General features: G+C 56.8%; 14 protein-coding genes. 5 read left to right on the plus strand and 9 right to left on the minus strand.

Annotated elements, in window-relative coordinates; genetic code table 11:
• Positions 1-146 precede the first annotated feature (146 nt).
• The gene (locus tag WMP96_RS10940; RefSeq protein ID WP_239206649.1) at positions 147-1,214 is read left to right on the plus strand and encodes a PDR/VanB family oxidoreductase; all 1,068 of its coding nucleotides are present in this window, start codon (positions 147-149) and stop codon (positions 1,212-1,214) included.
• A gap of 11 nt (positions 1,215-1,225) precedes the next feature.
• On the opposite strand, the gene WMP96_RS10945 is transcribed toward WMP96_RS10940, so the two are convergent.
• From WMP96_RS10945 to WMP96_RS10960, 4 genes are all read right to left on the minus strand, one after another.
• Positions 1,226-2,149 carry a DMT family transporter gene (locus tag WMP96_RS10945; protein ID WP_023021023.1) on the minus strand — a complete coding sequence of 308 codons (924 nt, stop codon included), beginning with the start codon at positions 2,147-2,149 and terminating at the stop codon, positions 1,226-1,228.
• Positions 2,150-2,316: 167 nt separating this feature from the next.
• Positions 2,317-3,690: an acetyl-CoA carboxylase biotin carboxylase subunit gene (accC, locus tag WMP96_RS10950; protein WP_340433448.1), complete on the minus strand. Its 1,374-nt coding sequence runs from the start codon at positions 3,688-3,690 to the stop codon at positions 2,317-2,319.
• A gap of 33 nt (positions 3,691-3,723) precedes the next feature.
• Entirely contained in the window at positions 3,724-4,275 is a 552-nt protein-coding gene (gene accB / locus WMP96_RS10955; protein ID WP_023021021.1) for an acetyl-CoA carboxylase biotin carboxyl carrier protein, read from the minus strand.
• A 2-nt stretch (positions 4,276-4,277) separates the two neighbouring features.
• Complete coding sequence (locus WMP96_RS10960) at positions 4,278-5,837, minus strand: pyruvate carboxylase (RefSeq protein WP_340433451.1); 1,560 nt, start codon at positions 5,835-5,837, stop codon at positions 4,278-4,280.
• 398 nt (positions 5,838-6,235) lie between these two features.
• On the opposite strand from WMP96_RS10960, the gene WMP96_RS10965 reads away from it, so the two are divergent.
• The gene (locus WMP96_RS10965; protein WP_340433454.1) at positions 6,236-7,588 is read left to right on the plus strand and encodes an MFS transporter; all 1,353 of its coding nucleotides are present in this window, start codon (positions 6,236-6,238) and stop codon (positions 7,586-7,588) included.
• 160 nt (positions 7,589-7,748) lie between these two features.
• Here WMP96_RS10965 and WMP96_RS10970 read toward each other — a convergent pair whose 3' ends face one another.
• The gene (locus WMP96_RS10970; RefSeq protein WP_086589098.1) at positions 7,749-8,390 is read right to left on the minus strand and encodes a 3-oxoacid CoA-transferase subunit B; all 642 of its coding nucleotides are present in this window, start codon (positions 8,388-8,390) and stop codon (positions 7,749-7,751) included.
• A complete protein-coding gene (locus WMP96_RS10975; RefSeq protein ID WP_301716498.1) occupies positions 8,391-9,134 on the minus strand; it encodes a CoA transferase subunit A in 744 nt (247 codons plus the stop codon). It abuts the gene before it with no gap.
• A 115-nt stretch (positions 9,135-9,249) separates the two neighbouring features.
• Between WMP96_RS10975 and WMP96_RS10980 the strand changes: the two genes are divergently transcribed.
• Both WMP96_RS10980 and WMP96_RS10985 read left to right on the plus strand, forming a co-directional pair.
• Entirely contained in the window at positions 9,250-10,020 is a 771-nt protein-coding gene (locus tag WMP96_RS10980) for an IclR family transcriptional regulator domain-containing protein (RefSeq protein WP_086589099.1), read from the plus strand.
• A 12-nt stretch (positions 10,021-10,032) separates the two neighbouring features.
• The gene (locus WMP96_RS10985) at positions 10,033-11,250 is read left to right on the plus strand and encodes an acetyl-CoA C-acetyltransferase (RefSeq protein WP_340433460.1); all 1,218 of its coding nucleotides are present in this window, start codon (positions 10,033-10,035) and stop codon (positions 11,248-11,250) included.
• Positions 11,251-11,305: 55 nt separating this feature from the next.
• Here WMP96_RS10985 and WMP96_RS10990 read toward each other — a convergent pair whose 3' ends face one another.
• The 3 genes from WMP96_RS10990 to WMP96_RS11000 all read right to left on the minus strand — a co-directional run bounded on the left by WMP96_RS10990 (position 11,306) and on the right by WMP96_RS11000 (position 14,558).
• Positions 11,306-11,971, minus strand: a complete 666-nt coding sequence (locus WMP96_RS10990) for a DUF1707 SHOCT-like domain-containing protein (RefSeq protein ID WP_239206639.1) — start codon at positions 11,969-11,971, stop codon at positions 11,306-11,308.
• Positions 11,972-12,009: 38 nt separating this feature from the next.
• Positions 12,010-13,191, minus strand: a complete 1,182-nt coding sequence (wecB, locus tag WMP96_RS10995) for a non-hydrolyzing UDP-N-acetylglucosamine 2-epimerase (RefSeq protein WP_301716500.1) — start codon at positions 13,189-13,191, stop codon at positions 12,010-12,012.
• A gap of 86 nt (positions 13,192-13,277) precedes the next feature.
• Complete coding sequence (locus tag WMP96_RS11000) at positions 13,278-14,558, minus strand: acid phosphatase (protein ID WP_239206637.1); 1,281 nt, start codon at positions 14,556-14,558, stop codon at positions 13,278-13,280.
• A 432-nt stretch (positions 14,559-14,990) separates the two neighbouring features.
• Here WMP96_RS11000 and WMP96_RS11005 point away from each other — a divergent pair, with 432 nt between their 5' ends.
• The gene (locus WMP96_RS11005; RefSeq protein ID WP_023021011.1) at positions 14,991-15,272 is read left to right on the plus strand and encodes a hypothetical protein; all 282 of its coding nucleotides are present in this window, start codon (positions 14,991-14,993) and stop codon (positions 15,270-15,272) included.
• Positions 15,273-15,429 lie beyond the last annotated feature (157 nt).

The raw sequence follows: 15,429 nt of genomic DNA on the forward strand, positions 1-15,429 counted from the left end.
CATGTAGTAGATACTATGTCCTCAATCACTTTAAAAGGCTGAATGGCGTGAAGCGCCACCGCGAGACACCAACGAACTGCAGGACGTGTAAAGGCTTCACATTCTTCCCTCGCTCCGCCCACGCCATTGAGCAGAAAGGGGCCACGATGGACGAAACTTCCTTAAAACACTCTCCGGCACGAGGCACAGCAAAACGGAGCGAAGGTTCGCGGCTGCGGGCCACAGTACAGCAGGTCACCCCAGTCGCTGATGACCTTATGGTGCTGGAATTCTGCTTAAAGGATGGCGAGGAACTCCCCGACTACTCCCCCGGCTGCCACGTAGACGTCACACTCACCGGACCAGAAGAAACGGAATTAGTGCGCCAGTACTCTGTTTTTGAAATGCCACCCAAGGAGATCTCCAGTTGTGACGCCGGTGCACATTTAACTTACGGCATCGCCGTTAAACGCGAAGAGAATTCACGGGGTGGATCCCTTGCCATGATGCAACTTCGCGCGGGCGATGAGTTACTCATCTCCCCAGCGCACAATAACTTCGAACTCGTTGACACCGCCAGCTACTATGTACTCGTCGGCGCCGGTGTGGGTATTGCGCCTATGCTATCCATGGCCCAATCGCTACAGCGCCAAGGCAAACCCTTCATGGTTCTCTACTTCGCCTCTAGCATTACCCGCGCCGTACTCCTGCCCCAATTGCGCAGCATATGCGGCGATAGTCTCATTGAAGTTTTTGGCTCACCCCGTGCACGGCAAGAAGAAATCTACCGACACCTATTATCCCAAGCCCCGCAGGAAACAGTGTTTTATGTATGCGGTCCGCAAGGGTTCATGTCCGGCGCGAAGGAGGTAGTGCTGGACTATCTGCCCCACCAGAATTTCCACTGGGAAAACTTCCACCCTGATATAGAAGCGCTTAGCGGAGAGAAAAATGCCGGTGCAGGCGATTGCGCTTTCGACGTGGAATTTTGTGGGGAAACCGTACACGTTCCAGCCAATGTCACTGTACTCGAGGCACTCGAGGAAGCTGACTTGCCGGTGATGTCACGTTGTTTAGAAGGCACCTGCAGCACCTGCGTTATGAAGGTGCTAGAAGGCGAGCCAGAACATCGAGATTCCGTCTTTAATGAGCAAATGCATGCAGACGGCGCCTTTGCGCCCTGCGTTTCACGGTCACTGGATAGACGCCTGGTGCTCGAGCGCTGGCGCCGCTAAGGCACTACGTTTTAGAGCGAACGCACCATCACGACCCCAATGATGACTAAGGCCAGTCCCACTACACGGTGAATAGGGGGCAGTCCCCGGCGCGCATGCCCCCAGCCGAGCGACTCTACTACCTGACCGCACACAATTGATCCCACCAGCGATCCAATCACGGTTGTTCCCGTGCCCAAGATGGGAGAAAGCGTAGCCCCGCCAACCACGAAGAGAGCCCCTAGCACTCCACCGAACCACATCCACCATGGACCAGGGGCGGGACGGGTGAAAAGAGCACGCCGCGGACCAAGGGGGACAATAGACAGCACTGCAAGCAAAAGCACGCCGACCGCTAGAGAAATCTCGCCGGCGGGAAGGGGGCTGCCCAATGCACGGCCGAGGAAGCCGTTGACAGCAGTTTGGGTTGCTGAGCCCATTCCAATAAGAACCCCAAAAAGCCGCCACAACCACAGCTTCACACCACTGGCTGTGGCGTGCGTAGTAGCGGCACCGCGCCCGATTTCCAATACCAACGCGATTCCCACCAACACCACGGCCACCCCGAGGATGCGCAGCGGGCCGACTCCAACGTGTGGGGAATTAAATATGCCGGTGGTATCGCAAAGCAGGCCCATTGTTACCTGCCCCAAGATAGGCAAGATAACGGTCTCCACGCTGCCGATGCGAGGGAAAAGCAGAATATTTCCCACGATGAAGGAAACTCCCATAAACCCGCCGAGCCACACCCACCAAGGCTGTTGCGCAGCGGTGGCTAAATCCGGAATTAGGTGGCCGGTGAGCGCAAGAGCAATAAGCGCAGAAACGAACAAGCCAATAATAAAGGAAAAGAATCCCGCCACAATTGGGGAGCCAACGCTTTCACGAAACCGCGTATTAATGGCCGTCTGTACCGGCACTATGGCGCCGACCAGCAGGGCGGCAATGACCAACATAGGGCGTCCTTTCTTATAAGCAGCTGGGGGCATCGCCAAGCATGGTTTCTGCCACATTGCACAATGCAGAAACACTGAAAGTGCAGGCCCAGGGTTGTGGGACCTGCACTCTCGGAGTGGCGGCAGCACTGCCATGAGATGGTGCGGGCTAGCTACCAGAAGATTTATTAATCCGCGGGAATGGAGTCAGTGTTCTCCAGTAGCTTGGCCACATAACCGGTATTGAACTCACCGCTGCGGAACTTTTCGCTATCGAGCAACATCGCCTGGAACGGCGCAGTCGTCACCACGCCCTCCACCTCTAACTCATCGATAGCGCGCAGCATTCGAGCGATGGCTTCATCGCGATCTTCTGCCCACACGATAAGTTTGCCGACCATAGAATCATAGAAAGGTGGGATGGTGTAGCCGGTTTCGATGTGGGTATCCATGCGTACACCAAAGCCGCCTGGAACGCGATAGTGTTCGATCTTGCCGGGGCGAGGAGCGAAGTTTTGGTTCGGGTCCTCAGCATTGATGCGGCATTCAATAGCGTGGCCGCGTATCTCAATATCATCCTGCCTGATGGACAACTTCTGTCCGGAGGCAATGCGTAGCTGCTCCTTGATAAGGTCCACACCGGTAATCATTTCCGTAACCGGGTGCTCGACTTGGATACGGGTATTCATCTCGATGAAGTAGTACTTGTTTTCCGTGTTGTCGAACACGAACTCGATGGTACCGGCGTTTTTGTATTTAACTTCCTTGCACAGGTTGATGGCAGCTTCCTGCATCCCCGCTCGGAGTTCCTCGGTCAGGACCGGGGACGGGCCTTCCTCAATAAGCTTCTGGTTACGGCGCTGGGAGGTACAGTCACGCTCTCCCAAGGCCACGACGTTCTCTCCATCCGAAAGCACCTGGATCTCAATGTGCCTAATATCGGTGAGATAGCGCTCGATGTACACCGAGGGATCGTTGAACGCGGATTCGGCCTCGTTCATGATCTCATTGAGATCTTTTTCCAGCGTGTCCTCGGATTCAACCACACGCATGCCACGACCACCGCCGCCGGCTGCCGCCTTAATAAGCAGCGGGAAGCCCGTATTTCGGGCAACTTCCATTGCCTCATCAATTTCGGTGATTACGCCATCGGAGCCGGGCACAGTAGGCACGCCGGCGGCTTGCGCGATGCGCTTTGCCTCGATCTTATCTCCCATCAAACCGATGTGTTCGGCAGAGGGGCCGACAAAGCCGATGTTTTCTTCTTCTACCATTCGTACAAAGTCAGGCTTTTCAGATAGGAATCCGTAGCCGGGGTGAATGGCGTCGGCCTTAAAAGCCATTGCTGCAGAAAGGATGAGCTCGGGGCTGTTATAGCTTTTCGCGGCGTTGGCTGGGCCGATGCAAACGGCCTTATCAGCTAGTTTAACGGGCAAGGAATCCTTATCACCCTCAGAGTAGACGAGGATGGATTTTATCCCCAGCTCCTTGCAGGCGCGGATAACACGCAATGCGATCTCACCGCGGTTGGCAATCAGAACGCTATTTAAGAGATCTGACATGTTTTCCTCCAGATCGTTGTGCGGGAACGGGGCTTACTTTGGTTCGATGATCATAAGTGGCTGGCCGTGCTCAACGGCATCCTCGTTATCCACGAGGATTTCCTTGACCGTTCCGGCGAACTTGGCCTCAATATTGTTCATCAGCTTCATAACCTCGACGATGCACAGCACCTGTCCTACCTCGACCTCATCGCCAACCTTGACGAATGGGTCTGCGCCCGGCTTCGGGGAAGCATAGTAGGTACCAACCATAGGCGCGGTGACAGTCTCGCCCTCTGCTGCCGGAGCTCCGGAAGCCTTTGGCTCCTCCTGAGCAGCGGGTTCTTGTGCAGCGGGAGCTGGTGCAGGCTCCGCTTGGGCCGGCGCCTGCTGTACGGGAGCTTGCTCTGCTGGGGATGCGGATGGAGCAGCTGCAGGCGCAGCAGCTGGTGCCGGAGCCGGGGCTGGGCGATCGAGGCCGCCAGGCGTGCGGGACATGGCGAGTTCGATGTCGCCATACTTGATCTGCAGCTCCTGGATATCATCGGAAAGGTTGGCCCACTTCAGGAGGGCCTTCAGATCCTGCAGGTTGGTGGTATCAGTCATGATTACTTTTCTCCTTTAGTGAGGTTAATTTCCAGGTCAGAGGTCTTGAGATGGAAGTCGGTGGTATCGGAAGAGTTGTAGATTTGCTGGACGAGGGAGGTCAAGACGCCTCCTTTGACGCCTTCGCCCTCGCCGGCGCGGCCCTCAGCTACGAAGCGCTTCATTTCATCGACTTGGCTGCCGGCGAACATAACGCGCAAAAGCAGGGTGTCGATGTCCTCGTCCGGATGCGCCTCTTTCAGGCCCGGCAGTACTGGCTTGAGTTCTGGGATTTCCTCGGTGATTTCGGAGGAACCGTTGGCCAGGATCTTTTCCAATACCTCTGGGTCCAGCGGGGCCAGAGGTTCACCGTAGTAGCCCAGGGCATACTTCTTAATCTCATTTGGGACCACGGGGTAGCGCTCACCAGTCATCACATTCATGACGGCCTGTGTACCCACGAACTGGGCAAATGGCGTAATCATGATGGGGTATGCCAGCTCTTCTCGCACGCGAGCCACCTCATAGAGAAGCTCCTCAAATCGGTCTCCTAGGCCCGCAGTTTCCAGCTGAGATTCGAAGTTCGTCAGCATGCCGCCTGGCAGCTGGTGCATGTAGTGGAGGCCGTCGAAAGCACGCGGCACCCCCACCGGCTTATCCTCAGTATCGGCGATTTCTTGGATCCGGTCGCTGGCAGAGGCGATGCGATCATCATCAACGTTGACGGTATAGCCGAGCGCCCGCAGATCTCGTACCAAGGCCTGGGTCGCAGGCTGACCGGGGCCGTTGGCAAGCGGAGCGATGGAGGTGTGAATGGAATCCACGCCCAACTCCGCGCCAAAGAGATAGGTCAATGGGGACAAGCCGGTCAGGGAGTGGGTGTGTACCTCCAGCGGGATATCTTCTCCAATGGAGCTGCGGATAGCCGGGATAAGGGTTCTCATGCGGTCCGGAGTGAGCAATCCGCCGGCGTCCTTCAGCATGATGCGGTCGACGTCGGTGCGTTCAAGCAGCTCCTCCGCCTTTTGCTTGTAGAGCTCATCGGTGTGCACTGGGCTAAGGCAGTAGGACAGCGCACCAAAGGTCTCAGCGCCAAGTTCCTTGGCAAGCTTGAGGCCCTTGTCAATGTTGTCGATGTCATTGAGCCCATCAAAAGAACCAATGACACGGAAGCCGTTGGCATAAAGGCGTTCAGTCCAGTTAAGGATGGCATCATCCGGCAGGAAGTCAAAGGATGCCAGATTCTTGGAGCGAATCAGCGCGCGGAACTTAGTACCGGGGGCGGCATGCTCGTGGACGAGGCGCACACGTTCCCACGGATCCTCTTTGAGATACCGCACGGCCACGTCGAACTGAATGGGAGCAACTAGGTCAATGTGCTCGAACCCGGCATTGGTGATGTCATCCAGCAGAGAAAGGATGCGTTCCGTGGTCATGCGGGTGGCCCAGATACTCTGGTGCGCATCGCGCAGGGTGGTATCGATGATCTTAATTTCACGCTCGCTATCGGCTGGGCGTCCGCCCGCGGCCATGACTTCGGCGAGGCTTTCTGTGCTCAATTCCTCGGGACTAAGAGCAGTCATAAATCCCTCCTTAGGGTGTGGCTCCGACAAGACTCGGGTGGCTTAGGACTCATACCTTTCCGTCCGTGTCATGTGTCACACGCTACACCAGTGTCCACCACTGTGAACCTAAAACTTTTACCTAAGGAGGGCTTTCCCGCCGTTATCCAAGCTCAGAAACGCTAGACATTTACCCAACTACCCCCAAGTGGGGTCACAATGCGCACCCAAGTTCACAATGCGAACCATAAATCTAACCACAGGTTGTCCCCGAAAGGGGTTCATCACGTGCAGTTTCTCACGCGGTAAACAACATCAATAGCGTCAGACGATCTCAATACTTTGGATCCTCGCCGCCCATTTGTGTGATCTAGGTAATATTTTTCCCAACCGTCCCGGTCCCATTACAAGGAGAACTCATGACATCCACCACCAAACCGACATCGCCACCAGATACCGAATCCGGCAAAAACGCAGCTTCTACCACCGACGTCAAATCCCTAGGAGCCAGCCTTACCGGGCAAATCCTAGAGTGGTATGAGTGGAGCTCCTATGCAGTCTTTGCCCCATTCATTGCCACCGCAATGTTCAATAAGGGCGACTCCACCTCCGCCCTTTTAGCTACCTTCGGCGTTTTTGCCGTTGGTTTCCTGGTGCGTCCACTCGGAGGAATCGTCTTCGGCCGCGTAGCAGATAAGCGCGGCCGAAAATCCGTACTTATGATGACCATCATCGTGATGGCCATCGCCTCCGCGATCATCGGAGTCATGCCCACCTATGAGCAGATCGGCATTTGGTCCTCTGGGGGTCTTTTGGTGATCCGTATCCTGCAGGGCTTCGCCCACGGCGGTGAATCAGCTGCCGCCAATAGCTATATCCCAGAAATCGCCCCCAACGCCCACCGCGGTAAATGGGGCTCTATGGTCTACGTTTCCATTTTCGGTGGCTCCGTCATCGCCTACGTGCTCGGCGGCCTAATCTCCCTCGTACTCAATGATGACCAACTTGCCTCATGGGGTTGGCGCATCCCCTTCTTCCTCTGCGCGCTCTCTGCCTGTGTAGCGCTATACCTACGCCGCCACATGAAAGAGTCTGATCACTTCAAGGAAATTGACAGTTCCGAGCCCAGCGTAGACACCCCAGCGCGCAAGGAGCGCGCAGCAATCCCTCAATCTGCCTCCGCTACTCGTCCGGCTTGGATCAATATCCTGCTCGTTATCGGCATGGTCTCCGGCGTTACTTCCGCGCACTACACGTGGACCTCCTACGTTTCTACCTATGCCATTAGCCACGAAGGAATGACCACACAAGGCGCGTACTGGGTCACGGTGGTTGCTCAAGTTGCTGGCCTTATCGCTCTACCGCTGTGGGGCAGTCTCTCGGACAAGATTGGGCGCAAACCCGTCATCTATATCTGCGCGGTAGGTATGGCCGTTTTGCAAATCCCACTCATGGCGTTGATCGATTCCCGTCCGTGGACCCTGTTCGTCGCTTCTACTGTAGGCGTGATTATCGTCGCCGCCGGTGGTGCTCTGCTATCATCCATCATGTCCGAGGTCTTCCCTACCGCCCAGCGCACTCATAGTATCGGTCTTGCATACTCCCTCTCTGTAGCTGTCTTTGGCGGAACCGCGCCCTATATCTACCAGTGGTTTGTCGCGCACGATCTGGCGTGGGCCTCTGGCTTTTATGTCATCGCCCTATGCGTCCTCACCATCATTAGCATGTACATTCTCCCTGAAACCAAGGGTGTAGACCTACGCGATGTCTAACTAGTACCTCTCTCATTCCCACCTAGGGCTGGGCCGAAGCATAAATCATTTCGGCCCAGCCTTTAGCTAATTCAGCACCAAAGAACCCCACTCATTAGAAATGAAAAAGAAAGCCCGCCTTCCGGGTGCTAGAAGGCGGGCTTTCGGGAACAGTTCAGGACTAAGACAGGTCCAGCGTGAATGGGGCATCAGTAACCTCGCGGATGGAGTCCTCAGTCTCCCCCTCAGCCATCTGAACTAAGGTCAGACCTTCTAACTCATCAACCTCGAAGACGGCGCGGTCCGTAATAATAAGATCCACGCAACGCGCGCCGGTGAGCGGCAGTTGGCATTCTGAAAGGATTTTGGACTTGCCATGTTTGGACACGTGCTGCATCATCACCACGATGCGTTTGGCGCCATGAACCAAATCCATGGCACCGCCCATACCTTTGACCATCTTGCCCGGAATCATCCAATTGGCAAGGTCTCCGAATTGGGATACTTCCATGGCACCAAGTACCGCTACGTCGATAGCGCGTGATCGAATCATTCCAAAGGATTCCGAAGAAGAAAAGAATGAAGCTCCGGGAGCAGCAGTGATGGTCTCTTTGCCAGCATTGATAAGTTCCGGGTCCACCTTATCTTCGGCCGGGTACGGACCTACGCCCAAGATGCCATTTTCAGAATGAAGCACCACTTCGAGGCCCTCTGGGAGGAATCCAGGAATCAACGTTGGCATGCCAATTCCTAGGTTGACGTAGTCGCCGTTTTTCAATTCCTGTGCGGCCCGAGCCGCCATTTCTTCACGTGACCAGGTCATTTACTTGCTCACCGTCCTAAATTCGATTCCAGTTTCTTGCTTTCCCACTTCTACGACGCGATCGACGTAGATGCCCGGCACGTCAACCTCGGCCGGCGGAATCGCCTCCACCAATTCTTCTGCCTGCACAATGGTGATATCAGCGCAACGAGCGGCATCCGGGTTAAAGTTCTGCGCAGTCTTGGCAAAAGCTAGGTTGCCGTATCGATCTGCGCGAGCGGCAAGAACGAAGGCAAAATCTGGGGTCAGTGCCTCCTCCAGCACGTAGAGCTCGCCGTTAAACTCACGAGTTTCCTTCGGCTTAGAAGTCTGTGCTATGGACCCATCCGGGTTATAGCGGGTGGGGATATCCCCTTCCGCAAGCGGGGTTCCCACGCCGGCCTTGGTATAGAAGGCGGGAATGCCAGCACCGCCAGCACGCATACGCTCGGCCAACGTTCCCTGCGGGGTAAATTCCACAGTCAGTTCTCCTTCGAGATACTGGCGGGCGTACTCCTTATTCGTTCCGAGATAGGAACCAATAGAGCGGGAAATGCGATGATCTTTAAGCAAGAGCCCGAGCCCGAAATCGTCGGTACCAAGATTATTGGAAATGATGGTGAGGTCTCCAGAGCCGAGTTCACGCAGAGCATCAATTAGACGCGCCGGAATTCCCACGAGCCCGAATCCGCCCACCGCAATGGAAGCGCCGTCTGGAATATCTGCTACGGCATTTTCTACTGAGTCGATGACTTTATCTAACATGGCTTCAGCCTACGTGTGGTTCATATGTTGCACAAGGGTTCACAATGCGAACACTTTTGGATACAATTACGAGATGTAGGCCACTTCATCAATTCCTAGAATCGGAGACCACACCTTGAACGACACCCCCACGGTGCAGTCACTCGCCCGCGGATTAGCCGTTTTGCACTCTTTTAATGGCGAGCGCCCACGCCAGACTCTGGCCCAGGTTGCCGAGGTCACAGGGCTAGCACGTGCCACTGCACGTCGTTTTTTGCACACCTTGGTAACGGAGGGGTACGCGCGCACGGATGGCTCTGAGTTTTGGCTTACCCCCCGGGTTTTGGAACTGGGCTATTCCTACCTATCGAGTTTGGGTCTTCCCGATATTGCCCAGCCCCATTTGAGGGAGTTATCCACCAAACTCGATGAATCCTGCTCTGTCAGTGTGTTGGATAGGGACACCGTGGTTTATATCGCCCGGGCCGCTGCACACCGCATTATGGCCACCAATATCACCATCGGCACCCGCTTTCCCGCGCACGCGACCTCAATGGGACAGGTACTGTTAGCGGATCTCACTCCAGCGCAGTTGGACGAATTCCTAGAAACGGCGTCGCTGGAGAAAGTCACCCCTCACACGCTCACCGCACCCGCGGATCTTCGGGCGCGCCTAGCGGAGATCCGGAAACGCGGTTGGGTCATCGTAGACCAAGAGCTGGAGAAGGGCCTGCGTTCCATTGCAGTTCCTATTCGCGATGGTTCGGGCCGCACTGCTGCAGCCATCAATGTCTCAACCCAAACATCCGTCTATTCCACTGAGGATCTCACCACGCGCATCCTGCCGGAGCTCATCGCAACCTGCAAGGCAATCTCCCATGACCTTGCCACCACCGAACTTTCTTAAAGGAGAATTATCATGCACACCCGCGACGTAGTCCTTTGCTACCCCAAGCGCACCCCTGTCGGCCGTTATGGTGGAGCGCTAAAGTCCGTCCCCGTCCAAGAATTAGCTAGCCTCGTGGTCAAGACCATTGTGGAAGAGTCCGGTATCGACCCCACCAAAATCGATGACGTCATCTTGGGCCAAGGCTCCCCTAATGGTGCCGCACCCGCTTTGGGCCGCGTGGCTGCCTTAGACGCTGGCCTGCCCACCACCGTGCCTGGTATGCAGCTCGATCGCCGATGCGGATCGGGTCTGCAGGCCATTATTACCGCAGGTGCCCACATTGCTACTGGCGCTGCCGATGTCATCATCGCCGGCGGCGCGGAGTCTATGTCCCGCACCGAATACACCGTTGATGCGGATGTACGCTGGGGAGCAAAGGGAGGAAATATGATCTTTCGCGATCGCCTCCAAGAAGCCCGCGAGGCCGCCGGCGGAAAGCACCACCCGATTGCCGGCGGCATGATTGAGACCGCCGAAAATCTCCGCCGCGAATACTCCATCGAGCGCGTCGCCCAAGACGAGCTCGCTGCACGTTCCCACCGCAATGCCGCCGCTGCACAGGAACAATCGCTTTTCGACGCCGAAATCATCCCCGTCACCGTCCCCCAGCGCAAGGGGGAGCCTATCGTCATAGACAAGGATGAACATGTCCGCCCAGATTCCAGTACAGACAAGCTATCTAAACTGCGCGCGGTCATGCGCAAGGAGGACGAAGAGGCAACGGTTACCGCCGGTAATGCCTCGGGCCAAAACGATGGTGCCGCGGCCGTCCTAGTGACTACCCGTGAAAAAGCCGAGGAGCTGGGTCTTACCCCAATGGTCACGCTCAAGGGATGGGCCCTAGCCGGCGTGGATCCGGAACGCATGGGTATCGGCCCGGTGGAGGCTTCCCGCAAGGTTATGGATCGCCTCGGCATCACCTTCGATGATCTTGACCTCATTGAGCTCAATGAGGCCTTTGCCGCCCAAGCGCTGGCTGTACTCAAAGAATGGGACATTTCGGCAGATGATCCGCGCTTCAACCCGCACGGTTCTGGCATTTCGCTCGGCCATCCCGTGGGTGCTACCGGTGCCCGCATCGTCGTCACCGCCGCGCATCACCTTCACCGCACCGGCGGTAAGCTCGCGCTGGTTACCATGTGCATTGGAGGCGGACAAGGTCTAGCAGCGATCATCGAGGCCGACTAAGCACTGGCCCACGCTCATTAGTGCAAGTGGTTGCTTGCACTACAATCGCGCTTGGTTACTCGCCGTAGCGGCGCCCCACGTGAACGTCTACGCCGCCGAAGAGGCTATAGCAGTTCACAATAATTTCTGGCGCGTCTACCGGGAGGTCATTCGGATGGATGGCGCCGTTCTCTACCTTGAGGTCATGTCCGCCAAAGAGTCCAACGCCGCTGACGTGGACGCGGAAGCCTTCGGGAATATAAACATCGACGCCACCAAAGGCGCCCGCCGCGTTGATGGTGGTAGTACGACTGTGCAGGGCGACGCCCGTGAGATCGATGTCCACGCCACCGAAAAAGCCCAACGCCGTCAGAGAACGAGCTACTGCCCCACCGCTGACAGTGGACCCGCCGAAGATCCCCACCGCAAGGGAGCGGGTCTCCTGCACGCTCGGCTGCACCTGGCGGATAGCCTGCTCCACCTTGGCGATGGCTTTGGATTCTTGCTGGCCCGCATAGGCCTTTGCGATTTTTCGTTCTTGCCCGAACAGGAGAATTTCTGGGTCCTCTACAAGGTCAGCCAGCGGCTCGATGAGCTCAGCGCGAGTCGTTGCATTAACGCAGGCGGCCGAGCGTTTTTCAAAATCATCGAGGTCAATCTGCCCTGCCGAAAGCGCATCTCCTAAAATGTCTGCAGCTTTCATGCGCTCTCGGTGGTTACAGCGGATATCCAGCGGTTTCATACCTTTAATATATCCGCTTTCTCCGGCAGGCGCGCGAGTTATTCCTCGCCTTGGGGCCCCTTAGAGGAACCTGCCTCCGGCAGAAAATCCTCTACGCGCTCGCCTACCCCGGTCAACTCTGCGATAGCCGCAATAGCGCGCTGCGCGCCCTTGCCGTCACCATAAGGATTGACGGCGTTGGCCATGGCGTCGAATGCGGCGGCGTCGGAAAGCAAAAGCTTTGCCTCTGCCACAATGAGCTCGCGATTAGTGCCCACCAGCTTAACCGTGCCGGCGACCACGGCTTCGGGGCGCTCGGTGTTTTGGCGCATTACTAGCACCGGCTTGCCCAATGCTGGTGCCTCCTCCTGGACTCCGCCAGAGTCAGTCAGGATGATGGTGGCACGGTTTTGTAGCTGCGTGAACTGGTCATAAGGCAGCGGATCCGTGATGATGATATTTGGCAGGTGCTCGACCTCCGGCAGGACCGCCTGGCGCACCTTGGGGTTGAGGTGCAGCGGCAATGCGAAGTTAATCTCCGGATAGGCTTCTGCCAAGTCCTTAACTGCACCACCGATTTCCCTCATCGCCTCAAGGTTCTCGCGGCGGTGGGTGGTAACTACGACAAGCCGCTTATCGGAGTCTGCGGCTTCCTGCAGGGCAGGGTCTGCGAACTTCGTGTCCCACGATGCTGCTTCCAGCAGAGCGTCAATGACGGTATTACCGGTGACCACAATGTCCTTGGAACGCACATTCTCGCGGCGCAGGTTCTCCATCGAGCCTGCGGTTGGAGCCAGATGCAGCTCGGCTACCTGGCCAATGAGCTTACGGTTAGCTTCTTCTGGGAACGGCGAGTGGATATCCCCGGTACGCAAACCGGCTTCAAGGTGAACGATCTTGACCCCGCGATGGAAACCGGCAAGTGCTGCAGCCATAGCCGTAGAGGTATCGCCCTGGGAGATAATGACGTCCGGCTTTTCTTCTTCAATGATGGAATCCAGACCCGCAATTGCGCGGGACACAATCTCATTGAGTCCCTGTCCCTGTTTCATGAGCCCCAAATCATGCTTCGGCTGGATGCCAAACATGGTGTTGACCTGCTCCAGCATCTCTTTATGCTGACCGGTAGAGACCGGGATGGATTCAAAGCGCTCATCTTTATCCAGCGCCTTAACGACGGGGGCGACCTTAATGGCCTCCGGCCGGGTGCCGTAAACGGTCATTATTTTGGGCTTAGTCACTAATCTTTTCCTTTAGAGTGACGGAGATATTTCTAAATTGAACCATGTGCGGGAGAGCTGTACCCCCGCTCAGGTATTGGAGCGTTCTAGCCGCTGACGCTCACGCCGCCGTCTGGGGCGATGGTCACCCTGGCCGCCATGGCGCGGGCTAGATCGAGACGCTGCCACGAGCCTCCCTCTGCTTGCCAATCCAATGGGTTGCCGGCCGGACGCGCGGTCTGGCGCAGCACCTCGGCACGCTGGTCCCAGCTGAGCTCTGGATGGGATGCGGCAAGCAGCACTGGAGCGGCCTGCGGAACCACCATCGGGGCGTCGGTTCGGTAGCGCGGGGCAAAGTCATAGTCCATGAGCTTGGAGTATTGCTCCACCGCATCCTGGGTGGACCGATAGTCGGTGCCCTCTGCCCGATCCTGGGCCACCAATTCTTCCACCGTCTTGCCGGTGCGCCACTTAATTTCCTTGCGCACTTCCATCGAGGCTTGCCACAGGGCATTGCGCATGCGCTTGTCATTCAAGCGGTCAGCCGCGGCGGCCTGGCCTGTCATGCGCCCACCGATGACATCCAGCGGGTAATGCACGCCCAGTACTACGCGGTGGTTGCCGGCCTCCGCGCCGCGCAGCATGAGCTGTGGGCCTACCTCAGGCAGCATGAAGGACATCAGCGTGGTAATCCACGTTGCCTGATTGGTATGGCCCGAAGGGAAGGCTGGCGAGGTGGGATAGAGATCCTTGGAGCCATCGTCATAGCGCTTAATCGCCTGCGGCGCGCGCTGGTACGGGCGTTGATAGTTGAAGTAGTACTTCTCCGACATCGTGGAATTGGCCAGTCCGCCTGCGCGGGCCGCATAGCCATTTCCTAGGAGGTATTCGGTCTTGGGCAGGCGGTGCTCGGCCAAGGCAGCGCGGAAGGCATCGCCTAGGTTCTTGCCCATCGAGTCAGAAACGGCGTTGAGCACGCTCGTCGAGCTGGCCTTGGCATCGGCCTGCGCGCGGCGGATCAAAGCGGGGTCACCGGCTGCGGCGTTATTGATGGCCACGGCCTTGTCCATATTTTCTTGGCGGATTTCTGGCTGAGCCTTGATGTGATCAAAAAGCTGGACTACCTGCCAGTAGTTGCCAAATTGATAAGAGGAAACATCAGATTCAAAGCCCGCGATATAGTCCGTGCTAAACGGCTCTGGAACCGGGGCACCGGGGTGCTGGACCGGAGGAGCGCCGGTGGTCTGCTGGGTAACAGGCTCGCGGAGCTGTGGCACGGCCACGGGGAGGGCGGCGCTGGCAGCCGGTGCCAGCGTTATGGTCAGTCCGGTGGCCGCGCACAAGGCGAGTGCGCGAACTGCCGGGCGGAGTTTATTCCGATAGTTCAACGTGGAAACCTTTCACTAGTAACGAATTCCCACGCATGATATCTAGCTAAAGTTACAAAAAGGTGAACGTGACGCTAAACCCGCATGCACAAAGCTGGGACGGTGACTACACCTTCCCGGTACTATCTAGCAATCCTCGGACCAAGCTGAAGCTTTCTGCGTAGTAGCAACACCGGTGTTCTGGTTACTCGATTCTGCCGAAATACTCGCGGTAAATAGCGCGGCCAGCGCTACTGCTGAGGCCGCGGCCGAGTCCCTACGCGCGTTTATGTCCACCTCTTTAAACTAGCGCGAATTCCTGTTTATGAAAAGAGCTGTTCTACAGCAAATCGAGCTTTACCCCTTAACGGTGGCTAGCAGCGAGCGACGGGCCTTCGCGGTAGGCTGGTGGAGAACTTTTACTCGTACTGGAATAAGGGGACACGCTAAATAATGATCCAATTCGTCTTCGGCGCCGCAGCAGGATACGTTTTTGGCACCAAAGCAGGCCGCAAGCGCTACCACCAGATCAAGGGCGCCTACGAGAAGGCTATCAACTCCCCCGTGACCAAATCTGCCGTCACTTCTGCGCGCAAGGCAGTAGCCAACCGCTTGGATCCGGAACCGCGTATGCGCGAGGTTCGCGATCTATCGTCCAAGCGCAAGGGCAAAGGCCGGTTGCGTGGTTCCCAGGTGGACAATGCGGACCGTATTTATGAGCCCGATGAGGACTAAGTTAGTTTAAGCCTCTTCCCTCCCCTCGCTGCGCACCTGAATCGGTGACTTGGCGAGGGGGTATTTTTAACCTTGGGGAGGCTTGATTTCTAGTGGTCGTGGAAACACCTGACATGGGTTAGGTGATTGTGTGGAGTCGAAATGGGTTCCGGATTCT

It is taken from the genome of Corynebacterium sp. KPL4035 (genome assembly GCF_037908325.1).
Classification (GTDB): Bacteria; Actinomycetota; Actinomycetes; order Mycobacteriales; family Mycobacteriaceae; genus Corynebacterium; species Corynebacterium kefirresidentii.

Excerpts from the sequence above, each read along its gene's own strand:
- accB (WP_023021021.1), bottom strand. The coding sequence starts at position 4,275 with ATGACTGATACCACCAACCTGCAGGATCTGAAGGCCCTCCTGAAGTGG.
- WMP96_RS11005 (WP_023021011.1), top strand. The coding sequence starts at position 14,991 with ATGATCCAATTCGTCTTCGGCGCCGCAGCAGGATACGTTTTTGGCACC.
- accC (WP_340433448.1), bottom strand. The coding sequence starts at position 3,690 with ATGTCAGATCTCTTAAATAGCGTTCTGATTGCCAACCGCGGTGAGATC.
- WMP96_RS10970 (WP_086589098.1), bottom strand. The coding sequence starts at position 8,390 with ATGACCTGGTCACGTGAAGAAATGGCGGCTCGGGCCGCACAGGAATTG.
- WMP96_RS10985 (WP_340433460.1), top strand. The coding sequence starts at position 10,033 with ATGCACACCCGCGACGTAGTCCTTTGCTACCCCAAGCGCACCCCTGTC.
- WMP96_RS10975 (WP_301716498.1), bottom strand. The coding sequence starts at position 9,134 with ATGTTAGATAAAGTCATCGACTCAGTAGAAAATGCCGTAGCAGATATT.
- WMP96_RS10960 (WP_340433451.1), bottom strand. The coding sequence starts at position 5,837 with ATGACTGCTCTTAGTCCCGAGGAATTGAGCACAGAAAGCCTCGCCGAA.
- WMP96_RS10990 (WP_239206639.1), bottom strand. The coding sequence starts at position 11,971 with ATGAAACCGCTGGATATCCGCTGTAACCACCGAGAGCGCATGAAAGCT.
- WMP96_RS10945 (WP_023021023.1), bottom strand. The coding sequence starts at position 2,149 with ATGTTGGTCATTGCCGCCCTGCTGGTCGGCGCCATAGTGCCGGTACAG.
- WMP96_RS10940 (WP_239206649.1), top strand. The coding sequence starts at position 147 with ATGGACGAAACTTCCTTAAAACACTCTCCGGCACGAGGCACAGCAAAA.
- WMP96_RS10965 (WP_340433454.1), top strand. The coding sequence starts at position 6,236 with ATGACATCCACCACCAAACCGACATCGCCACCAGATACCGAATCCGGC.